This window comes from Fredinandcohnia quinoae (genome assembly GCF_022427965.1).
Classification (GTDB): domain Bacteria; phylum Bacillota; class Bacilli; order Bacillales; family Bacillaceae_L; genus Ferdinandcohnia; species Ferdinandcohnia quinoae.
This window is the reverse complement of the sequence record NZ_JAKTTI010000054.1, coordinates 1-19,615: the sequence shown is the minus strand read 5'-3', so window position 1 is coordinate 19,615 and position 19,615 is coordinate 1. Positions and strand designations below refer to the sequence as shown.

Genomic DNA, 19,615 nt, shown 5'->3' with positions numbered 1-19,615 from the left:
ATGAAAAAAAACTGTAGGCAAACTCGAAAATCTTCGAGTTTGTCTACAGTCTGAGCCCCTCAATTTGAGGGGCTTTTTATTATTTTGCTATAACCAATTCATCTACATATTGAGAAGATACATATGCTTCATCATACGTAAGATGATCTGATAGAATTTTGTACCAGCCTGATGTTGCATTATCTAGAATCACAACCGGCATTCCTGCCTTTTTATAAGTGTATTGTAGATTTCCGCTTGATACTTCAGCAGTGCTTCTAACGTTCAAGCCCGCTGTGTTTGAAATTCCAATTTTGTATTGGTTAATATCCTTTTTACCAAGGAATTTATCTACTCGGAACATGTAACCAGCTATTTTTTGTCCCCAGTAAGGATCTGACGCATACTTCACATTTAGACCTGTATCTTTATTACCTGTGATAGCTCCGTTAGGGTAAGCTCCAAGAGGGTTAATATAATTTTTATTTAAATAATCGTTTGCCAGTGCATCGACTGAAGCATTCGGTGAAGCAAAGCTATCTGCATTATCTGGATTACTATCATATGCTTTAATTCCAAATAGATTATTCTTCGTTTGAGCATACGTACTCATTCCGAAATCACTTTCATGCATTGCAATCGAAATAATGAATAATGCATTGATTTTATACTTTTGTTCAGCTTCCTTCGCATACGTACCTAAACCAATGATTTTACTTTTAGTCGTCGCATCCTTATATCTTGCATATAATGAAGGATTGCTTGTATATAATGCCTGTCTTTCAGTTAAAATAGACGTAATATAACTATTTAATTCTTCTTCACTGTAATTTGTCTTTGTACGTAACGGTAAATAGTTGAAGTATTGATGGGCTTGTCCCACTGTTGTACCGCTCGAATTCATGAATGTATCGCCATCCCAGCTATAGTATTCCTGACCAGGCTGTAAAAAGGACGGTGCAATTCCATAATTATATGAGCCACCACTATATAGATAGTGATAAAGTTCTCCGTTAACGTTTTTGTAGTAAGAACGCTTTTCAACAATTTGTAATGGTTTCATTTCAACCTCTGACTGTTTTACATAACCAATTACATCAGAAATCTGAACCTGTACTTTATCCTGGTCAGCATCTATATATCTCATTTCAGTATTCTTTGATACGTACGTAAGCTGTGTACGTAGAGTTGAATCATAAATGAGTGTTGTAGCGTTCCCTGCTGAAGGCTTTGCATAAACGATTCCCGATTTCATTTTGACAACTTTTCCATTAAGAGTAATAAATGGTTTTGATGCTGTTAATGCATTATTTGCTTCATCAAAGGAAGAATAACTCTTAGAATCATAAGCAATTTGATTGCCTGATACATAGCCTAATTTATAACCACTTGGTGGTGTTGGGTTTTCTGGATTTGGTACTTCCGGTGTCGTTCCACCGTCATTTTTCTCTAGCAAATCTAGCATTCTACTAATGAACGCAGCTGCTTCTGCCCGGGAAGCATTTGCTTTCGGAATAAATTTGTATGTGCCATTACCATTTGACGAACCTTTGATAATTCCTGATTGTGCATTATTAGCCACAGCTTGTTTGAAGTTTGGACTAATCGATGATGCATCAGTGAAATTTAATGGTGCGTCAGGCAAAGCAACACCAGAATATTTAATTGCTCTATCGATCATCGCAGCCATTTGTTCTCTCGTAATATTTGCATTTGGTCTGAATGTATTATCAGTATACCCGGCTACAATACCAGCATTATTAGCACTGTATACATGTTCAGCCAATGTTTTACCAGCCGGAACATCACTAAAAGGTGTAGATGGTGAACTCGCTGGTAAATCTAATGCTCGAGCAATAAATGCTGCAAATTGGATACGCGATACAGACTCATTTGGTTTATATAATCCTGGTCCATATCCACTAATAACACCAGCGTCAATCATCGCTCTCATTTCTTTTTCAAGAGCAATTCCTGTAATGTCATCTTTTGTACTAGATGCACTTGCTGTTTGTGTATAAGCAGTCAAAGTTAAGAGTGCAACTAATATGACAAAAAACTTCTTCAAATTCATTTCCCCTCTCCTAGAAAAAGTACATTATCATCAATTTATTACATATCTTCTCTCATTCTATCAAAAATCGACTATTAATCTACCTATAATCGCAAAAAAATCATAGGAAATATTTGTATGAGATTTGTTAGGTGTATCGTTTGAAAATAAAAAAACACTTAAGGATTTCTCCTTAAGTGAAAAATATTAATTACCTACTAATGTTGCACTATATATTGCTGCTGCATAATCTGCTCTTGTTGCTTGTGAAGATGCGTTAAATGTAGATGTTTTAAATACTTTTGTTTGATCAATACTATTTAACTGTAGAATCGCATCATATGCCCAGTAATCAGAATTGACATCACTATATGGCGTACTAGCTGTTTGTAGATGTGTTAATTGATTCAAACCAAATGCTCGTTGTAAAATAATGGCCATCTCTGCACGAGTCATATTTGAATTTGGACGGAAGGTTCCATCTTTATAGCCACTAATAATTCCAGCTGCTTGAACAGCAATAATATCTTTACCGAAAGTCATACTTGTAGAAACATCAGAGAAATCTGTTGAATCTTTTGAAGGTAAATTTAGAACTCGATTCAAAATAGCTGCAGCTTGTCCTCTTGTAACAGGATCGGCTGGTTTAAAATATGAATTGTGAAAACCACTGATAATATTTTTCCCACTTAACTCACGAATCGCTTCATAGGCTAAATGCCCACTTGCTACATCATGAAATTGTCCTGCCGGTAATTCTGGTAAAACCTTTTCTTCAATAAATCTTTTTCCAGCAACGAATTTCGGTCCCCAATAAGAGCTACTTAAAGAATCAATTGCAATTCCTCTACTAGATGTTGCACTAATAAATTGATTATTCCCTATGTATATTCCTGAATGGGAAATTCCAGATTTATAAGTATCCTCAAAAAACACCATGTCACCTAGTTGTAAATTAGACCTTGAAACCGTAGTTCCCGCTTGGTATTGGCTTTCAGATGTTCTTGGTAATGAGATACCCACCTGATTAAATACATATAATGCAAAGCCAGAACAATCAAACCCACTTGGTGTTGTTCCTCCGAATTTGTAAGGAACTTCTAAATACTTTTTAGCAATTGCCACTACATTATTACGCTCAGCAGCTGAGGCATTAGATAGTGGAATTAATGAAAAGATAATCGTTATTGCTAGAATAGTAGAAATAAGTTTCTTCAAAATCATACCTCCGAAATCTTTGACGCATTTTATATAATTACTAGTTTAATTATCGAATGATGGTACCTAATATACATATTCTATCAAATTTTCTGGACATTTTATATTACGGTTATATTACAAATGGCCTACTCGAATACTAGTTCTTAGACCTATACAAAAAAAAGCCCGCTATGTCATCTTAGACATAACAGGCATTTTTTAACGAAAATATGGATTTTCAGCTCTTGCGACAAACACAGAAAAGTCTGCTCTTGTCATATATTGATATGGTTTGAAGGTTCCGTCTGCGTACCCTTGTGTTATAGCAGCAGTTGCAATTTTGCGAATTGCTTCATGTCCTGTTACATTTGATGTTACATCGGAGAATGATAGATTCCCTTGATCAACTAGTGAATAGGCATTTGCAAGCATAATAGCCATTTCCGCTCTTGTTACTGGCTGATTAGGACGAATCGTGCCATCAGAAAATCCATTGATTATCTTACCTTTGTAAGCTGATTCAATATAACCAGATGCAAAACTACTTGGAGCTACATCTGAAAATACTGTTGCTCTCTTCGTTCCATCTAGACCTAGAGCCCTACCAATCATTGAAATTGCTTGAGCTCTTGATACTAATTCATTCGGATGAATCGTCTGATCTTCAAATCCTGATAAGATTGATTCAGAAGTCAAATATGCGATATACGGAGCATGCCAATTTTCATTTGGTAGATCCTTAAAGTTTGGCTCTTTGACTTGGACATTATATGGAGCTGATAGTCCAGACTCCTGTCCGTCCTTTAGATTTTGCGAGAACTGGTATTTATAACTTCCAGCTAGTACATAATCTAACCAGCTTATTTCTGTCAAATTCGATTGAATTATTTTACCATTCCGATAAACATTATATGATACAACATTGTCATTTAATGGTGGTAGTTCAAACGAAACAACTCCATTAGAACTAGATACTAACTTTGCATTAAATTCTATATTCGCTTCTCTGGAAGCTAGAATTGCCTGTGCAAGGCCATACCCATACCACGAATCTTTCCCTTGATTTCCTAGATCAAGCGCATTTTGAATTAGCATTTGTCTTAACTCTAAATTCGTTTTTTCAGGGAAATTTTCTTTATAGGTTGCTAACAATCCACTAATAAAAGGGGCTGCCATTGATGTCCCCGTCATCCATGAATAACCATCTTGATTACCATCTTGGTCAGTGCTCACAGGTACCGTACTGTAAATTTGATAACCTGGAGCAACTATTTCAACTTCCGCTCCAGTTGCTGAAGATGATACTCTTAATTTATTTCGGTTAATTGAACCAACACCGATAACACTACTATATTTCGCTGGATATTCGACTGTATTCGTATTTCCGAGCGAATTGCCATTATTACCAGCTGCCGCAACAACTAAAATTCCCTTTTTATAGGCAGTGTCAATCATTGCTTTCATTGCATTATCAGGGGTTGGTGTTGTTAAGCTTAAATTAATGATATCCACCTTATTATTAATAGCCCATTCTATTCCTGCCACAATTGAAGATGTTGTCCCAATTCCTTCACTATTCAGTACCTTGACAGCATATATAGTAGCTGACGGTGCAACACCAATCGTTCCAATTGTATTATTTTGAGCTGCAATGATTCCAGCAACATGTGTCCCATGACCATTATTGTCCGCATAAGAGGAACATGCATTTTGGTGCAAGTCTTCAGAAATAAAACATTTCCCACTGGTAATTTGCAAATCTGGATGTGAAGAGTCAATACCTGTATCAAGTATTGCTATTTTAATACCAGCCCCTGTTAAACCAGATTTCTGGGCAGCGTCTGCTTTTGTTTTTTCAAATCCCCAATCGGTAATTTGACGATCGATGCTAACCTCATGATCAAGCTGAACAGATTTGACCGCTGGATTTTGTTTCAGCATTGAAATTTGGTCCTTTGGCAAACTTACAGAAACACCATGGATTGCTTTAAAAGTTGAAAGAACTTTTCCATCTACTTTTTTTATTAAATCATAATCAATTTCTTGATCAAATAAGATGTTTACCTTTTCTTGTATTAGGTCCTCAGCTACTATTGGCCTATTTGGAAGGGCAACTAGTATAACTGATAGAATAACAACGATTCGAAGTAATTTTTTCATCATTCATACCTCCTTCCATATCATACTAGATTCTATTTAGCTTGTATTCTACTAATTTTCGGTAATTTTAACCAAAACCTATTTGTAAAAAGCTGAAACATTTATTCCATTTGCTTTATAGTAATCGAGAATTCCGTTATAGATTGCCTTAGCAGCTAAATCCTTCGAAGATTCTGAGGTTAGCAGTTTATTATCTCCTTTATGATCAATAAATGCTAACTCTACCAAAGCTGCTGGCATTGAATTCTCACGGAGAACATGTAGATTTCCTTTTTTAACTCCACGATCATTTAATTTCCAAGCTTCGATCATTCTTTTTTGAATACATTCAGCTAACAGTCTACTTTGTTCAACATGTGGATTCGTTGCTCTACTATAGTAAAAAGTCTCTGTCCCACTAACTTTGCCATTAACTGCATTCGTATGAATACTTACAAACACATTACCATTCCACTTTTTCGCTAATGCAACACGCTCACTTAATTCTAGGAACTTACCATCTTCTCTAGTGAGTTTAATATTAAAAGGTGAATTTGCCGCAAAATATGATTGCACTTTTAATGCAACATCAAGTGTTACTGCTTTTTCCTGAACATTGTATCCGCTAGAACCTGGATCGTGTCCACCATGTCCCGCGTCAATTACAATTGTTTGTGATTTTAAATATTCATATACATCATTTGGGTTAGGTGTTGTACCTGGATCAGAGGTAAACTCAAGATATTCCTTTTGTACAAAGCCTTCGGTAGTTTGGGATTTGATCATTGCCCAGTTACCAAATTCATTTAAAACTTCTACCTCTTCTCCATTAACCAAAGTAGAGATAACTCCATAACTAAGTAGTGGACCATCATGAACCTCAAGACCTTCTTTTTTAATTATGGCATTTTTGGTTCCAGTAGATTGATAGTTATGAATGAAGGTTGGATTAATGGATCTTGCTAGAAATACTGAAAAATCCGACCTTTTTAGTGGAAGTGTCTCACCAAAAGTTCCATCCACCATTCCTTGTGCAATTCCTTTTGACATTAAAATTTTGATGGATGCTTGTGTATTTGTCACATCGTATCCAAAGGCACGGCAAATAAGTAAGGCCATTTCTCCCCTAGTTACAATTTTATCAGGCTTAAATGTACCATCACCATACCCGCTAATTATTTTTTTATCACTAGCAGCTTGTATGTAACCCGAAGCAAAGTTCGATTGGCCAACATCAGGAAAATTGGTTACTGTATTTGTACCATTGAATTCTAGAGATCTTCCAAACATTGCTGCTGCTTCTGCCCTAGTTACATGTCGGTCAGGTGAAAAGTAACCATCAGTTGAACCACTAACAATTTTGCCGGTGGCTAAATAATTAATTTCTTTAATTGCTCGATGTGATGCTGGTACATCAAAAAATAATTGCTCCAACGGTTGGTCTTGCAACAGACCTGGATTCGTATTAGCCACTGAAGCAATGTTTTCTGTCCTCGTTGTATTTGGATCCTCTGCACCTGTATTATTTTCGGCATATACAAATACACTCGAAAATAATAGAAAAATGACACAAAGATTTGTTACAAGAATCGACCTTTTCAATCATCATCTTCCTTTCTAAAAGTTTCTCTCTCTATTCTACCATTAGAAAATAGTATCGGAAACCGTCGAATTGAGTAGTTTCATAGTTTCTTACTTATAAATAATAAAACTCCTCTAAAGTTCATGAGGAGTTTAGTTCTATTTATTATTATTCACTTTTTTTGTCAGCATATCGATTACATAATTTGCTTCCGCTCTACAGGAATATTCCATTTCAACTATGTTCAGTTTTTTTGTAAGGCGTTCAATCTCTTGAATCTGTTCTTCTTTCGGTTCTTCGGTTAAAACCTTTTTTATGGATTGATTAATTTTATCCGCTAATTCTTGATGAAAAGTTGAATCATTCTTTACCGAATCATCAATTTGCTCTAACCAAGATGAGTTTTTTCCAGCATAGTTTTGCCATTCTTTCATAAATACTTCTAAATTATATTTATCTTCATTCCATTCAATTGCTTTCATATACTGCTCAAAAGCAGTAGTAATCGAACGGGATATGCTAATTTTTACACCGTGTGGAAGATTTTTCAACATTTAACAAAAGTACCTCCAAACTTATTCGTCTAATTAAGTATGTTACCACAACAATACATAATATGACAAACTTCTTATTAATAGGGTCTACAGTTCTCATATAAATAATTCCAATTCATAGACAAAAAAATGCACACCCTCTTTTAAAGGGTGCATTTTTTTCAACCTTCAAACGTATCAAGCGTTTCCTTAGTTTTATTAAAATAATATAGGATTGCTTGAACTATTCTTGCAGATGCCTTACCATCTCCATAAGGATTTGAAGCCTTCGACATTTTTTCATACTCAGCAGGATTATTTAAAAGTTCATACGCCATGTCATAAATTGTTTGCTCGTCTGTACCAGCCAACTTCAATGTTCCTGCTTCAATACCTTCAGGTCGTTCAGTTGTATCTCGAAGCACAAGAACTGGAACACCTAAAGATGGTGCTTCTTCTTGAACACCACCAGAATCGGTAAGAATCATGTAAGCTCTCGCTGCAAAATTATGAAAATCCAACACACCAAGTGGTTCAATAAGCTGAATCCGGTCGTCATTTCCTAATATTTCATCAGCTAATTCCCTTACAACTGGATTTAAGTGAACTGGATAGACAACTTGTACATCTTTATGCTCATCGACAATTCTCTTAATTGCCTTGAACATATTTCTCATTGGTTCACCGAGGTTTTCACGGCGGTGTGCTGTTACTAAGATTAAACGATCAGATCCGATTTTATCTAATACTTCATGGGAATAAGTTTCAGTAACGGTTGTTTTTAGTGCATCAATTGCCGTATTTCCCGTAATGAAAATTGTGTCTTCAGATTTATTTTCATTGATTAGGTTATGATATGATTTTTTCGTTGGCGAAAAATGCAAATCTGCAATTACACCTGTCATTTGACGGTTCATCTCTTCTGGGAATGGTGAGTACTTATTCCAAGTACGTAAGCCTGCTTCAACATGACCAACCGCGATTTGGTTATACAATGCAGCCAAACTCGCAACAAATGTCGTTGTTGTGTCTCCATGTACAAGTACAATATCGGGCTTAACCTCTTTCATTGTTAGATCTAATCCTTCTAATGCAAGCGTTGTAATGCTTGTTAAGGTTTGACGATCCTTCATCACATTCAAATCGTAATCAGGCGTAATATTAAAAACTTCTAACACTTGATCAAGCATCTCTCTGTGTTGAGCAGTAACAGTCACAATGGACTCTATTTCGTCTTTATGCTTTTCTAATTCTAGTACAAGCGGTGCCATTTTAATCGCTTCTGGTCTAGTTCCAAAAATCGTCATTACTTTTATTGTCAATTTTTTCACCTACATTATTTATTTTCTTTCTTCCATCTTAATATAAACAACACATAAGGTAAAATTTTTACTCTCTATGGAACTATTATCCAATTATTTCACACTCAAACACAGCTAATTAACTATCATTATACAACAAAAAACAATGTTTTTTTCACACTTGGATAATTTATGTAATATTTCCTCGGAAATTGTAATAGAAAAGCATGAAATACTAATTTGGGAAGGAAATTTGAGTATAATAAAGAGTACATCTAAGATTTTTCCATCTGATTTTTTTGGGTAAGTACCTAATTAATATCGCATTAAATATTCTTGTGTTTTTTTATTATTTAAAAGGATATGATCTAACATTGTTTCAACATTTTCATACAAAGGGAGAATTGAATTGTGAGTACTAAGAAGAAATGGCTCATCACGATTTTAAGTATTGTCGGTGTTTTATTAATTGGGATTGGGGCTTATGCATATTCACTATATAGTACAGTGGAAAAAACAGTAGCTTCTATGCACAAGCCAATTGATCGCGAGAAATCAGAGAAGCGCACGGATGCAGTCGAATTTAAAAAGCAAGACCCTATTTCTGTTTTACTATTAGGTGTCGATGAGCGCGAAGGTGACAAAGGTCGCTCTGATACAATGATTGTTCTAACGGTAAATCCAACTAAAAAATCGACTCAAATGGTAAGTATCCCACGTGATACTAGAACTGAAATAATCGGTAAAGGCAAAGAGGATAAAATCAATCATGCTTATGCATTTGGTGGACCTGAAATGGCGATACATACAGTGGAGAATTTTCTTGATATTCCGATTGACTATTTTATTCAAGTTAATATGGAGAGCTTTAGAGATATTGTCAATGCAGTTGGTGGTGTCACTGTAGAGAATGGCTTTGCTTTTAATTATGGTGGCTATACCTTCGATAAAGGCCAATTAACACTAGATGGTCAGGAAGCACTTGCTTATTCACGTATGCGTTACGAGGACCCAAATGGTGACTTCGGACGTCAAAATCGACAAAGACAAATTATTAAAGCTGTTATTGACAAAGGTGCAAGTTTCTCATCTCTTACTAAGTTTGATGACATACTTGCTGTTATTGGAGAAAACATTCGCACAAATATGACCTTTGATGAAATGGTTGACATTCAAAAAAATTATAAAGATGCGCGCTTCAACCTTGAGCAAACTCAAATAAAAGGAAGCGGCACAAAAATTGATGGAATTTATTATTACATTGTACCCGATGAAGAGCGAACTGCACTCTCAACAAAGCTAAAAAAACACTTACAAATTAGTGGAAATGTTACAAAGCGCTAGATCAGATGGTAATTTCGAGTGGATTGCGTATCCAATTAAGATTTGGCACTACTGTTAGCGAGTGGACACTCTAATCTAGTGGATTTGACTACTTTTTGTGGATCGGCTCTCTGATTCAGTGTATTTGCGCTTCTATTCGTGTGCTAGGTGCTCTAATCGGGCCGTTTTTCTCATTAATCCGGCGGGTTTGCGCCACTTTGCTGCCAGTTTTCAACTTTATTCGGCTGGAAATGCAAATTATCCGGCGGGTTTTCCAAGTAATCCGGCCAAGCACACTAATATATGGAAACAAATCGAACAAAGGGCTAACTATTTGAATCGGTTACCCCTGATACTTTGAAATCTGAATTTCCAACCTTATAGTAAATGCCACTTCACACTAAATACCTTCATTTAATGGGATCATATATACTCGATCCTTCGTTGTCCCATGATACTCAAGGTTCATCGAAGTCAATATTTTCTTTGATATTGAACTTGAAGGTGTATGTAAAAAGTTGCGTAGTTGCTTATTGGTAATCGACTGGCCAAATATAAGAGCATATTCCCTAATAGCTTTAACATGGGCGTGCCGTGATTTTGCTCCACATTGTCTACAGAACCATTTTCCTTCAACTCTCTCCATTGGAAGTGAACCACATTCTAAGCATTGTACTCCTGTTAAAATTTCAGATACTTCAATTGAATACTTCTTTAAAACTTCTGGGATTTTGACTGTGTGGCTCTTGATTAACTGCTTGGTCATTCTATTAAGATCCTTTGGTGAGAGGCAAACTTTTGAATATTTTTGGGATAATTTTTCGATAATAAAAGGAATATCTGCGCTTTGTTTTACTTTTTTATAAACGCTTGGATTCGAAGCTTTTGTTATAGTTCTGGGGTCACTAATTATGACCAAAGATTCAATCGGGATCTTGGGGATTTTATATAGTTGAAAAAATCGCATTAATTGGAGCTTGTGTCTTTCAACCTGCAAAATAGGATTTAACATTCCTTCTTCTTCTTCATTAAGTTTTCTTATCATTTGTTTAGAATCAACTTCAAATGTAAGGGTACCAGAAATATTTTTCACTTCTGAAATGAGGATAAAATATGGGGTTGCAATGAGGGTATCAATTTGAAAGAAATTTTCTCCATCCGGAAGCCTTAGCCCATGAAAGATGTAGTAATCCTTCTTCGGCAGCAGGTTTAAATAATAATCATTTGCCTTCTCACCGCGATGCCCCTTTTTATACTTTGTCAAATCACTTTCAAGTAAAGGTATTTTTGGATGATTCGAGGGTAATCTTGATATCAGTGCTTCTAAACAATCAATGATTAATGGCCTTGTTCGTTCTTTTTTAATCAAATATTTCAACTCCTATTCTTTGATAGGGAATGTATTCGATAAACTTCTACGTTATCCTTCTATTTTATAAAAATTTGTCGGATTTGTTTCTTTTATAGGGAGATACACGAGTCCGAGTATAAATTTGTGCGTTCGAGCGGTTTCTTTTGTGTGGGTAGGTACTTAGTTTCAGAGGGATTTGCGATCATGATCGTGTCTGGTGCTCTAATCCGGCCGGAAATGCAAAGAATCCGGCGGGTATTCCAAATAATCCGGCCAAGCACACTAGAATATGGAAATCAACCCACCCCACCAACCATCTGGTGGAGGTTTCACATGCATCTACTTTTTCACTATGTAATGGGTGGCTGCCCGTTCATGATAATCCATTTTTGACTTTAAATCTGACTTGATTTCTTCACTGATACAATCTCTTAACAATGTACGGGTTTTATTAAATTGAAAACTGTGCCATATGTATTTTATTCTGTAAATTATCTTTTTCATCCATTATTCTCCCTTCGATTTTAAGTATAAATCGACGGTGCTAGGGTTTATTTTCCGTTACCATTTTACTTTCCTTCACTATAAAATATGCCGGTGAGCACACAAAAGAGACTATGCACTATTTTTTATTTGCTCATAATTTTTATTAATTGTTTCTTCCTATATAAATATACGGCTGCTATGAGAATTACATTTCCAAGTTTATCTCCTCCCTTCTCTGTCAAGAATAGAGCGAGGAGGTATGGTACTGTGAAAAAGATATTACTAATCGGGATTATTTTTGAATTGGCCCTATTTATTTACATTTATAATCTGAAAATAGAACTAGCTAGAGTTGTCAATGATGTACCCTCGAAACAATTAAATATCGCAGCTTTGAAACTTGCGGATGTCTCTCAATTTTTCGAAGGAGAGAATAATGCAGCAGTTACAGTTACTGCTACAGCACAAATTACTCTTCAGGAATTAAAATCCACCTATCGACCACAATTTGATGAGCTTGAGGAAGAAACGAAAGCAACATTCAACAAAATTGTTCAAGATGCACTAGGAAATAATTCACAAAGTGAAGAAAAGACACTCGGTTTATCAAGTTTTACATCTTTGATAAATGAGCTTAGAACTTTAGAGAAGAAGACAGATGAAGCATTTAACAGTTTATATCGGCAACTAGAGGATGAATTAACTACAGCCGGCTATTCTACTGATGAAGCCATCGAATTCAAAACAAATTATGAAAAAAGTAAAAAGGAACAAATCAAGAAAATGTTCGAGGATTTGAATCATAAATAGATTAACTTCCGACTCACCGCCTTTTATCCTTTACAATTAGTAGATTAATCGACATACTAAGGAGATAGAATGTCATAGTAGGTCGGTGATGATATGCGGAGAAAATATAAAGAAAAAATTATTTCGAAAGAACTTTATGATCGTGCGTTTCCTGATAAACAAAAAGCATTGGATTACGCTCTAGATATTCGAAAATTTGAGATAGAATTATATTGGAAGAGAGCTACTTATTTTTGGGCATTTATCGCTGTTGCATTTGCCGGTTATTTTGCAATTCTTTCAGCAGAAGGTGAAAAATTCGAAGGGATCACAAAGGATCATGCACTACTCATAGTTAGTTGCTTAGGATTTGTTTTTACCTTTGGTTGGTACGTGGTGAATAGGGGCAGTAAGTTTTGGCAAAATAATTGGGAGCGGCATGTCGATATGTTGGAGGACGATGTCATCGGTCCATTGTATAAAACATCTATTAATATGAAGCATGCTAAAATGAGACATATTTATTCAGAATATCCTTTTTCAGTATCACGGGTCAATCAAATATTAAGCCTTTTTCTATGCCTCATCTGGATTATATTTTTACTGAATTCTAGTAATTCGATTATTGGATTTATTGACATACCCGATTATATTTTTGTGATCGTTTTTTGTGGAATGACCATTTTATTTGTATTAAGTATCTTAATATTTGGACGCTCCACTCCAAATATTGAGAAAGATAAATCGAGGAGTAATATTTTTATTACTCGGAATAGATTTTTGGAGTAATCCATCGAAAAGCACCCGACCATATTCTGCCAGGTGCTTTCAGTATGATTATCAAATTTTATATCATCTATTATGAATGTAATCTACTTATCTAATAAAAGATAAATACTCATATTCCCGGTATTTTGAAAGTCAATTGTTACGGCAAGGGCTTTTTCAAAACCAGAAAGTGTAGTATCCCCCTTCATAACTGTTGGAGAGGTAATATCTGTTTTAATGCCATTCTCAGAGATATTTGTTGAAAGCCTACCGGCAATCATATTACCAAGCTCACCTGTGAATGAAGAAAGCATTTCACCCTCAACAGCCATGCCGAACATCGCTTCACCAATTGAGCCGAACACTGGTACATCGCCATTGATCACTAACTTCCCCCTTATATCACCGATAAATCCAATAAGTACACCGAATTGGATATTCAAGGCATCTCCTAACAATCTGGGCTTATCAATCCGATGTTTAATTGGTACAACTTCCCCGATTGCTTGAAATGTACCATTTAGTAATTCCATTATAGTTTGGTTTCTGTTATTAACTGATAGACCCAAGTGTTTCACCTCCTAATTAGATAAAATGGCCATTCTTAATTTAAGAATAGCCAAAATGAAAAGTTCACATCATCAAATACACCTTGACGTATTTACGTCCGATTTTTTCGAGCTTGCTCGAAAAACCTAAGGAAAATCGAGATACCTACCTGAGGCTTTATCTTTATTCAACCGGAATTAGAACCTTAACTAAAATTCTATACTCTTTATGCATTTAAGTCACTACTCAAACATTTAGAAATCCAGGTAAATAAAGGTATAATGAAATCTCATCTTTTGGTAAATAGGCGATCTTTGCATTCCAGCCTTTCAGTTACGTTGCCTTTTTCAGGGAATTTTGTAGTTCTTTATTATTATATAATAATAATGGACATTTTTCGACATTACAAGACATTTTTTATTGTAAAATTCTGACTTTCGTAATATTAGTAAAAGTGCTTGATGTATTTCGAGTAGGTGTTATAATTATTTCGTTTGGTAAAGAATTACTTTTGTACCATGTTTTTAGTAAATACAGGGAGATGTCAGTAGCAGAAAATGACTAGTTTAGAAAAAATCATCGATGAGCAGTTGTTTTTTAACGAGTTTCAACCAATTGTAAGTACTGAGACAAGTTGCCCAGAAGCTTACGAAGCATTTATTCGAACTACACCTAGAGTAAACCCCACAGATCTATTTCAATACGCAAGAGATAAGGACATATTATACGAAATTGATATTACAGCAATTAAAAATGCGATTAATAATTTTCCAATAAAGTTCCTTAGGAACCATTTACTTTTTGTGAATGTTTTTCCTTCAACTTTTATCAATCCCAAATTTATCCAGTTTATTAAATCTTTCATTATACAAAGACCATTTTTACAAGATAAAATTGTATTTGAACTAAACGAAGCCGAATGTGAAAAAGACTATTGGCTTTGCTATGAATTCCTGATGACTATTCAAGAATTGAAATCAATAAATTTGAAAATTGCAATAGATGATCTTGTTATTACAGATTTTTGGATGCAAAGAATAAAAGAAATTCAACCTAACTTTATAAAAATTGACCAATCTTATTCAAGAGATTTACCAAAAAGCCAAGCGGAAATCTCATTCTTACTTTCTATGATTACAGGTGAAGCAAAGGTTGTATTAGAAGGAATTGAAGAAGAAAAAGAATATATACTTGCGAAACAATTAGGAATACCTTTATTACAGGGTTACTATTTTTCGAAGCCAAAACAATTATAAAATAAGGAAAGTAGGTCCATCCCCAAAGGTAATACAGAAAGGTTGAAAAATTCAATTATCTAGAGACCCAAACTGAAAATTGTTGTAGCTAAGTTAATCATACTTGTTAATTAACTCTTTTAAAATTAAAAATGCAAATTTAAAAAGGAGAGTGCATCAACTCTCCTTTTTAACCCTCACCTTAAGCGAGGCGATCAATTATTTCTACTAGTTCACTGAGCTCAGGCTTGCTGACTTGAGCATCTGCGCCAACCATTTCCCCTTTATATCTCAAATCATCTGTAATTAATGAAGAGAAAATGACAACTGGTATATCTTTGAATCGGTCGGATTCTTTTAGACGTTTTGTAAAATGGTGCCCATCCATTTGAGGCATTTCAATATCTGTAATGACTAGATCAACTTCGATATTTTCTTTTTCCTCAAAGAAGTCAAGTGCCTCTTTACCATTTGAGAAGAAGGTTACATTTGTGTATCCCGCTTGTACCAATGTATCCTTTAATAGTTTCTGAATTAAAAGTGAATCCTCGGCAATAACAATCTTTTTATTGCTCTCTTCACGTTTTTTAAAATCCATTTTGGACTCGTATAATCCTGATTTCGGGCTGATATCAACGATTATTTTCTCAAAATCAAGAAGTAAAATCATATGTGATTCAAGCTTGATTACACCTGTTACACTATATTCTTCAGAATTATGAAGAGTGGTCGGCTTCTCAATATCCCCCCAAGAAATACGGCGGATGAGTGAAACATCATGAACATGAAAAATGACCTTCATTTTATTAAATTCGGTAACGATAAATTTATCATTATCAGCATTATTTGTGCGTTGCAAATTAAGTGCTGCAGCTAAATCAATAACTGGTAGAACTTCACCACGTAATTGGGTGACCCCCTCAAGATACGGGTGTGAATGTGGAATCGTATAAACAGGCTGTGAGACAATGATCTCCCTCACCTTTATCACATTAATTCCAAACTGACTATTCCCAACACTAAATTCAACGATTTCTAATTCATTTGTACCACTTTCAAGCAAGATGTTGTTTTGATTCATCTGTGAGCTCCCTTTCCCATGTCAACATATTAATCTCTATTTATAGCTATTCTATATTTTATACCGTGTCGCTTCCTGTTGCAATTCTTGGGAAAATTTACTTATCGAGTAGCTCTTTTAACAATTGAAATATCATACGTTTCCCTTAGCAAATGTCCAAAAACTGGTAATTATAATACCCCCTCAAAGAGGTTAATAAGTGGCGAATACATATAGTGCGATAAGTTTTAGGTTGGTGAGTGATTTTCGTGGCTTATCCCACTCACCAAATTCCTACCCCCACCTTTTAATAGGTGGGGATTTTTTATATCTGTTTTAGAGCACGGGTTTTCCTATTTACAAAAGTGGGATTTGGTTTTATAATTCAATACATACATTTTTATACGTGCATTCACTCATATAATCGCGGGAATATGGCCTGCAAGTTTCTACCGGTGTACCGTAAATACACTGACTATGGGTGAGCAATGAGAATGCATCTAGTTTTAGATGTTTATTCTTTTTCCTTCTAGTAAACATAGCCTGAAGGTCATTGACTCACTCATTTATTGAGGTGTGCAATGATTTTCAGGCTTTTTTGTATAAAAATCTAGCTGTGTTCGACATCTGAGGAGGAGAAGGAAATGGATTTGTTAAAGCGAAAAATTGAAACGGAAGGTAGAGTTCTTTCAAATCAAGTATTGAAGGTGGATACCTTTTTAAATCATCAAATTGATCCTGAGTTAATGGTGGAGATCGGGAAGGAATTTGCACAACGATTTAAAGATGACAAAATTACTAAAGTGCTTACAATCGAATCATCTGGAATTGCGCCAGGATTGATGGCAGCACTTGAACTACATGTACCAGTCGTTTTTGCCCGAAAAAGAAAGTCATTAACAATGGTTAACGATTTGCTTACTGCATCTGTTCATTCTTTTACTAAAAACGAAACGAACGAAATCTCGGTCTCGCAAAAATTTATTGAGCCTACAGACAATGTTCTAATTATTGATGATTTTTTAGCAAATGGACAAGCAGCTCTTGGATTAGCTGAAATCGTGGAAAAATCAGGGGCAAACACTGCTGGGATTGGTATCGTGATTGAAAAGTCTTTCCAAGATGGCGGACAACTTTTACGCAATAAAGGATTCAAAGTGGAATCACTTGCACAAATTGCATCTCTCGAAAATGGTAAAGCTACATTTTTAGATGAAGCGGAGGTCGTTTTATAATGGAGAATAATGTGTTCAAAACCGCTTCATTAGGGATCCAGCATGTACTTGCAATGTATGCAGGAGCAGTTGTTGTTCCATTAATTGTCGGTGGAGCAATTGGATTAACAGGTGAGCAGCTCACGTATTTAGTATCGATTGATATTTTAATGTCTGGAATTGCAACCATTTTACAGGTTTGGAAAAATAAATTCTTTGGAATTGGCTTACCAGTTGTGCTTGGATGTACATTTACTGCGGTAGGACCAATGATTGCGATAGGTGGCAAATACGGGGTTTCCGCGATATACGGCTCTATTTTAGCTGCAGGTATCTTTATCGTCTTGATTTCGTCAGTTTTTGGAAAGCTTGTGAAGTTTTTCCCACCTGTAGTTACTGGGTCCGTTGTTACCATCATCGGGATCACGTTAATACCTGTTGCGATGAATAATATTGCTGGTGGACAAGATAGTGCTGATTTTGGATCGATTCCAAATATTTCACTCGCCTTTGGTACGCTATTATTTATTCTCGCATTATATCGATTTGCAACCGGATTTATTCGTTCAATTGCTATTTTACTAGGTTTAGGTATTGGAACAACCGTTGCTTATTTTATGGGAATGGTTAATTTCACAGCAGTTGCTGACGCATCATGGCTTCATTTTGCAAAGCCTTTCTATTTCGGAATGCCTACGTTCGAACTCTCTCCAATCATCACGATGATTTTAGTTTCAATTGTTGGTCTTGTTGAAGCTTCAGGAGTTTACTTTGCACTTGGGGATATTACAAATCGTAAAATAACAGGCAAAGATTTAGCGAATGGATACCGTGCTGAAGGGGTTGCAACTATTTTAGGAGCATTATTCAATGCTTTTCCATATACAACATATTCTCAAAATGTAGGACTTGTTCAATTATCAGGAGTAAAACGCCATAATGTCATTTATACTGCTGGGGCAATTTTAATCTTGATCGGTTTTATCCCAAAGATTGGAGCTCTTACTACAATCATTCCTGCTCCAGTACTAGGCGGAGCGATGGTTGCGATGTTTGGGATGGTAATTGCAGCTGGAATTAAAATGCTCAGCCAGGTCGAATTTGCTTCACAGGAAAATCTATTAATTATTGCGTGCTCAGTAGGAATGGGGCTCGGCATTACAACCGTTCCAAATCTATTTGCAAACCTACCAGAAGGTATTCAAATTTTAACAAGTAATGGAATTGTCATCGGTAGTTTGACAGCAATTATTTTGAACATCGTCTTCCATATCGTACCGAAAAGAGTCGGTTCCGCTGAAGTTGTATTGGAAGAACAAAGGGTTTCATGATTTGGGCAATTCATTGAAAAAGGAGAACAGGGACTGAACTGCTCTCCTTTTTCTATAAATTTTTTTGTTTAAACCTATTCTACCCTAATAATTGTTAATGCTGCACCCGTTGCTCCGCCACCAACTAAAGTTACGACTGCTGCTAATCCAAATAATTGGAGAGTGATTGTGTCACCTGCTGTTAGGTCAACGATTACATCATTATTGTATTGTGAAATACCTACGGCTGGTGAAATGATAGATCCAGGAATTGGTGTTGTGCCATTTAATAATAGTCTTGATCCTGCTAATACTGCTGCTGTCGTATTGATTTGATAGCTTATATAGTAGCGGCCTGTGGCAGGAACCGTAAATGTAGTATTAGTAGCATCTACCGTAAAATCATCTAAATTTTGGATATCTGGAAGTGGTACATCTGTTCCACCAAGAATTACATTTATGATACCACCTGTTGTATTAGCTGCAAACATTGAGTTTTCAGTTACACCTGGGCCTGTTGGGCCTGGTGCGCCTGTTGGACCTGATGCTCCCGTTGGGCCTGGTGCTCCGGTTACTCCTGGTGCTCCCGTTACTCCTGGTGCTCCGGTTACTCCTGGTGCCCCTGTTACTCCTGGTGCGCCTGTTGGGCCTGGTGCTCCCGTTACTCCTGGTGCGCCCGTTACTCCTGGTGCGCCTGTTACTCCTGGTGCGCCTGTTGGGCCTGGTGCTCCCGTTACTCCTGG

General features: G+C 35.9%; 16 protein-coding genes and 1 riboswitch. Of the genes, 6 read left to right on the top strand and 10 right to left on the bottom strand.

What is annotated here, in order from left to right; all coding sequences use genetic code 11:
• Nucleotides 1-79: 79 nt before the first annotated feature.
• The 6 genes from MJG50_RS20810 to wecB all read right to left on the bottom strand — a co-directional run bounded on the left by MJG50_RS20810 (nt 80) and on the right by wecB (nt 8,793).
• Entirely contained in the window at nt 80-2,053 is a 1,974-nt protein-coding gene (locus MJG50_RS20810; RefSeq protein ID WP_240257700.1) for an S-layer homology domain-containing protein, read from the bottom strand.
• 186 nt (nt 2,054-2,239) lie between these two features.
• Entirely contained in the window at nt 2,240-3,256 is a 1,017-nt protein-coding gene (locus MJG50_RS20805; RefSeq protein WP_240257699.1) for a C40 family peptidase, read from the bottom strand.
• Between the two features lie 195 nt (nt 3,257-3,451).
• Complete coding sequence (locus MJG50_RS20800; RefSeq protein ID WP_240257698.1) at nt 3,452-5,392, bottom strand: S8 family serine peptidase; 1,941 nt, start codon at nt 5,390-5,392, stop codon at nt 3,452-3,454.
• Between the two features lie 78 nt (nt 5,393-5,470).
• Nucleotides 5,471-6,973 carry an N-acetylmuramoyl-L-alanine amidase gene (locus tag MJG50_RS20795; RefSeq protein WP_240257697.1) on the bottom strand — a complete coding sequence of 501 codons (1,503 nt, stop codon included), beginning with the start codon at nt 6,971-6,973 and terminating at the stop codon, nt 5,471-5,473.
• Between the two features lie 138 nt (nt 6,974-7,111).
• On the bottom strand, nt 7,112-7,507 hold the full coding sequence (locus MJG50_RS20790; RefSeq protein WP_240257696.1) for a hypothetical protein: 396 nt from the start codon (nt 7,505-7,507) through the stop codon (nt 7,112-7,114).
• 161 nt (nt 7,508-7,668) lie between these two features.
• Entirely contained in the window at nt 7,669-8,793 is a 1,125-nt protein-coding gene (gene wecB / locus MJG50_RS20785) for a non-hydrolyzing UDP-N-acetylglucosamine 2-epimerase (protein ID WP_240257701.1), read from the bottom strand.
• A 405-nt stretch (nt 8,794-9,198) separates the two neighbouring features.
• Here wecB and tagU point away from each other — a divergent pair, with 405 nt between their 5' ends.
• On the top strand, nt 9,199-10,131 hold the full coding sequence (gene tagU / locus MJG50_RS20780) for a polyisoprenyl-teichoic acid--peptidoglycan teichoic acid transferase TagU (protein ID WP_240257695.1): 933 nt from the start codon (nt 9,199-9,201) through the stop codon (nt 10,129-10,131).
• Between the two features lie 379 nt (nt 10,132-10,510).
• Here the strand turns inward: tagU and MJG50_RS20775 are convergent, their stop codons facing one another.
• A complete protein-coding gene (locus MJG50_RS20775; protein WP_240257694.1) occupies nt 10,511-11,479 on the bottom strand; it encodes a nuclease-related domain-containing protein in 969 nt (322 codons plus the stop codon).
• 735 nt (nt 11,480-12,214) lie between these two features.
• On the opposite strand from MJG50_RS20775, the gene MJG50_RS20770 reads away from it, so the two are divergent.
• The gene (locus tag MJG50_RS20770) at nt 12,215-12,757 is read left to right on the top strand and encodes a hypothetical protein (RefSeq protein ID WP_240257693.1); all 543 of its coding nucleotides are present in this window, start codon (nt 12,215-12,217) and stop codon (nt 12,755-12,757) included.
• A gap of 93 nt (nt 12,758-12,850) precedes the next feature.
• Nucleotides 12,851-13,525, top strand: coding sequence for a RipA family octameric membrane protein (locus MJG50_RS20765; protein WP_240257692.1), 675 nt, complete (start codon nt 12,851-12,853; stop codon nt 13,523-13,525).
• Between the two features lie 83 nt (nt 13,526-13,608).
• Here MJG50_RS20765 and MJG50_RS20760 read toward each other — a convergent pair whose 3' ends face one another.
• Nucleotides 13,609-14,073, bottom strand: coding sequence for a chemotaxis protein CheX (locus tag MJG50_RS20760; RefSeq protein ID WP_240257691.1), 465 nt, complete (start codon nt 14,071-14,073; stop codon nt 13,609-13,611).
• 537 nt (nt 14,074-14,610) lie between these two features.
• Here MJG50_RS20760 and MJG50_RS20755 point away from each other — a divergent pair.
• Nucleotides 14,611-15,309 carry an EAL domain-containing protein gene (locus tag MJG50_RS20755; RefSeq protein ID WP_240257690.1) on the top strand — a complete coding sequence of 233 codons (699 nt, stop codon included), beginning with the start codon at nt 14,611-14,613 and terminating at the stop codon, nt 15,307-15,309.
• Between the two features lie 181 nt (nt 15,310-15,490).
• On the opposite strand, the gene MJG50_RS20750 is transcribed toward MJG50_RS20755, so the two are convergent.
• Nucleotides 15,491-16,369, bottom strand: a complete 879-nt coding sequence (locus MJG50_RS20750) for a chemotaxis protein CheV (protein WP_240257689.1) — start codon at nt 16,367-16,369, stop codon at nt 15,491-15,493.
• Nucleotides 16,370-16,744: 375 nt separating this feature from the next.
• Nucleotides 16,745-16,846, top strand: a riboswitch (purine riboswitch).
• Between the two features lie 146 nt (nt 16,847-16,992).
• On the opposite strand from MJG50_RS20750, the gene MJG50_RS20745 reads away from it, so the two are divergent.
• Together MJG50_RS20745 and MJG50_RS20740 are read left to right on the top strand one after the other, a co-directional pair.
• Complete coding sequence (locus tag MJG50_RS20745; protein ID WP_240257688.1) at nt 16,993-17,583, top strand: xanthine phosphoribosyltransferase; 591 nt, start codon at nt 16,993-16,995, stop codon at nt 17,581-17,583.
• Nucleotides 17,583-18,893 carry a nucleobase:cation symporter-2 family protein gene (locus tag MJG50_RS20740; RefSeq protein WP_240257687.1) on the top strand — a complete coding sequence of 437 codons (1,311 nt, stop codon included), beginning with the start codon at nt 17,583-17,585 and terminating at the stop codon, nt 18,891-18,893. Before MJG50_RS20745 ends, MJG50_RS20740 begins: the two co-directional genes overlap by 1 nt.
• Before the next feature lie 74 nt (nt 18,894-18,967).
• Here the strand turns inward: MJG50_RS20740 and MJG50_RS20735 are convergent.
• Nucleotides 18,968-19,615: BclA C-terminal domain-containing protein (locus MJG50_RS20735; RefSeq protein WP_431307311.1), on the bottom strand; the 648-nt coding region annotated here is incomplete at its 5' end.

Coding starts and splice junctions, on each gene's coding strand:
- MJG50_RS20810 (WP_240257700.1), bottom strand. CDS start 2,053: ATGAATTTGAAGAAGTTTTTTGTCATATTAGTTGCACTCTTAACTTTG.
- MJG50_RS20805 (WP_240257699.1), bottom strand. CDS start 3,256: ATGATTTTGAAGAAACTTATTTCTACTATTCTAGCAATAACGATTATC.
- MJG50_RS20800 (WP_240257698.1), bottom strand. CDS start 5,392: ATGAAAAAATTACTTCGAATCGTTGTTATTCTATCAGTTATACTAGTT.
- MJG50_RS20790 (WP_240257696.1), bottom strand. CDS start 7,507: ATGTTGAAAAATCTTCCACACGGTGTAAAAATTAGCATATCCCGTTCG.
- wecB (WP_240257701.1), bottom strand. CDS start 8,793: ATGACGATTTTTGGAACTAGACCAGAAGCGATTAAAATGGCACCGCTT.
- MJG50_RS20765 (WP_240257692.1), top strand. CDS start 12,851: ATGCGGAGAAAATATAAAGAAAAAATTATTTCGAAAGAACTTTATGAT.
- MJG50_RS20755 (WP_240257690.1), top strand. CDS start 14,611: ATGACTAGTTTAGAAAAAATCATCGATGAGCAGTTGTTTTTTAACGAG.
- MJG50_RS20750 (WP_240257689.1), bottom strand. CDS start 16,369: ATGAATCAAAACAACATCTTGCTTGAAAGTGGTACAAATGAATTAGAA.
- MJG50_RS20745 (WP_240257688.1), top strand. CDS start 16,993: ATGGATTTGTTAAAGCGAAAAATTGAAACGGAAGGTAGAGTTCTTTCA.
- MJG50_RS20740 (WP_240257687.1), top strand. CDS start 17,583: ATGGAGAATAATGTGTTCAAAACCGCTTCATTAGGGATCCAGCATGTA.